Source organism: Vibrio sp. 1069 (genome assembly GCF_033340555.1).
The window spans coordinates 1-527 of the sequence record NZ_JAWOWP010000910.1; the positions used below are offsets into that span (position 1 = coordinate 1).

Below are 527 nucleotides of genomic sequence, written 5' to 3' on the forward strand. Positions count from 1 at the left end.
GGGTTGTTATCGAGGATGATTAAATCCGCGTTCTTACCCACTTCGATAGAACCTTTATACGACTCCTCAAAGTGTTGGTAAGCTGGCCAAATGGTCATGGCTTGCAGCGCGGTGTACGTGTCAACGCGCTGATCTGCACCCAGTACTTTATCGGTTCTGGTGGTGCGATTGACGGTCGCATCCAATACTCGGAATGAACTTGGCAGCGCCACAGGTGCGTCATGGTGAGTACTGAACTTTAACCCTGCCTTTCTCACCGCTTGAGTTGGTGAAATGAAATCGGCACGAGGATGGCCGAGTACCGAGTCTACATGCCAGTCACCCCAATAAAAAGTATGCATTGGGAATAGAGAAGGGAAGATGCCTTGCGCCGCTAAGCGATCCACTTGGTCTTGGCGCATGGTTTGGCCGTGAATGAGAACAGGTCGGCGGTCTTGCTTTCCTAGCTTTTCATTTGCTTTGGTTACCGCATTGATAAATTGCTCGATCGCCGCGTCACCATTGGCATGCGTCAGCACTTGCCATTC

General features: G+C 50.9%; 1 protein-coding gene. It reads right to left on the bottom strand.

Going from position 1 to position 527, the window contains the following annotated elements; genetic code table 11:
* A partial coding sequence (locus tag R7040_RS29760; RefSeq protein WP_318098089.1) for an amidohydrolase family protein occupies window positions 1-527 on the bottom strand: 527 nt, incomplete at both ends.